Raw genomic sequence first — 1,795 nt, 5'->3', positions numbered from 1 at the left:
GCGACGCCTTTGACGCGTCTGCGGACTGCGCCAGCGATTCAGCCAGCGTCAGCAGTTCCCTGAGCTGCGCAACGACTTCCGCCATCGCAAGCTGTTTGCCGCCCGCACCTGGCTGGTCGTATGCCGTGACCATCACACCGGCGCCGCCACGCGTGACCGCGTGACCCGACGTGCGCAGTTCTGCACCTGCGCCGCGCCTCTGTTTCTGGGCATCCACGAGGTAGCCCATGTTCAGCTGCGTCTTGCCCGAATGCTCGGTTGACAGCTTGATGCTTTCCTCGCCCTCCCAGTCCTCCATGCGCAGCTTGTTGTTCGCCTGCGTGCGGATGACATTACGGGACATCCAGCGTCGGTGCGACGTGACGAGATCAACCGACTGGCTGTTGTGCATCGCGTTGGCAATGTACGGGCGGTTCGGATTGCCCGCATCAAACGCGACGTTGACTTCCGTGCCGTCGATCAGCGGGAAATGGAAACCCGTCTCCCGTGCACCTGCGAACGGCTTGGCAAGACGCAGAGGAACAAGCTCCCCACCCTTCGGCCATTCGTCAAAGTCAACATCGAGGCGGACCACGTAATACCCCTGGTCCGTGACGTACGCGTACCTGTAGTTATCCGGAGAGGTGATGCGTGCGGTCAGGGTGCCGTGAATCTTCGGCCAGCTGTTCTCGTCGAGAGGCAGCCGGAAACGCCTGTCGGCAGGTATCGCCTTGTAGGTATTCGAATAGGGCCTGTCACGCGCACCCTGATGAACCACCTCGACAATCACCTGGCCATGTGGCGCGTCTGGCAGGACTTCATCAATATGCAGGATGCGCCCCGGATGCAGACCCAGCACATTGCTCCTGCCTTCATAGACGACCTGCCATGCGATTTCGGCTTCGTGCCTTAGCTGTGCTTCCCATTTCGCGCCTTTCGCGTCCAGATGACCCGTGCCCCAAATGTAAGGCTGGCCGTAAGTCGTCCTGTCGTTCCTTGCGGTGTTCGCCTCGTCCCTGAAGCGCTCCCATGCACGATCCGGATTGTAGGCAGCGACCTGTACCAGCTCGGGCACAGAGCAGGTGCGAGTGACCAGCGAGTAAGCGGACTCCGCTGCTGCGTTGAGTCCGGCTGGCTCCCTGTAAGGCACTGCCTTCCGGGGCTGATAGACATAGTGGTCAATGTCGTCTCCGAAAACAATGCTGTCGCCATGCCTGCCATGCGTGATATAGCTGTAGATGCCTTCCTGCTTCATCAGCAGCTGCACCCAGGCCAGATCGTTCATCTGGTACTGAAAGCGGAACGCATGCTCCTGGTACGTTCGCCGCAGCGTGAAACTGAACTGGTGTCCCCTGAATCCATGCCGCCGTAGCACCTGCTCGATGATAGTGGGTGCCGTCGCGTGCTGGAACACGCGGCTGGTATGCGTACGGGCCAGCCTGGACAGATGCGCTTCGAGCGAAATCTCGTAGGTGCTCTCGTCTCGTGATGCCGAGAGTTTCGCGAACGCCGTAATCCAACCGTCGAAAGTGCGGCCTTCACCGATATCTGGAACGATGGAAAACCTCGCGTTCCTCCCAAGGTAGTCGGCACGTGGAAGCTCAAAACGGTGCGTCACGCGGATCGTGATGCGATGCGGCTCGCCGAATCGCTCAGTGGCCTCGAATGACACGACTGATAGCGCCTGGGCGCTGTCCGTGCCCGGCACGTCGAGAAAATATGCCTGCTTCCCGGTCTGTTCTCCGGATAGCAGATCGTCGCCATCAAATGCTTCTGCCATATTTTGGATTCCTTTGTTTTAGTTTTAGACTCCAGC

General features: G+C 59.6%; 1 protein-coding gene. It reads right to left on the bottom strand.

Translation table 11 applies throughout. The features are described 5' to 3' along the window. On the bottom strand, window positions 1-1,759 hold a 1,759-nt coding region (locus AB4Y32_RS40265), incomplete at its 3' end, for a type VI secretion system Vgr family protein (RefSeq protein ID WP_368726556.1). Window positions 1,760-1,795: the final 36 nt, after the last annotated feature.

It is taken from the genome of Paraburkholderia phymatum (genome assembly GCF_040965635.1).
Taxonomy (GTDB): Bacteria; Pseudomonadota; Gammaproteobacteria; order Burkholderiales; family Burkholderiaceae; genus Paraburkholderia; species Paraburkholderia phymatum_B.
The sequence above is the reverse complement of the archived record's forward strand: the minus strand, read 5'-3'. Positions and strand labels throughout refer to the sequence as shown.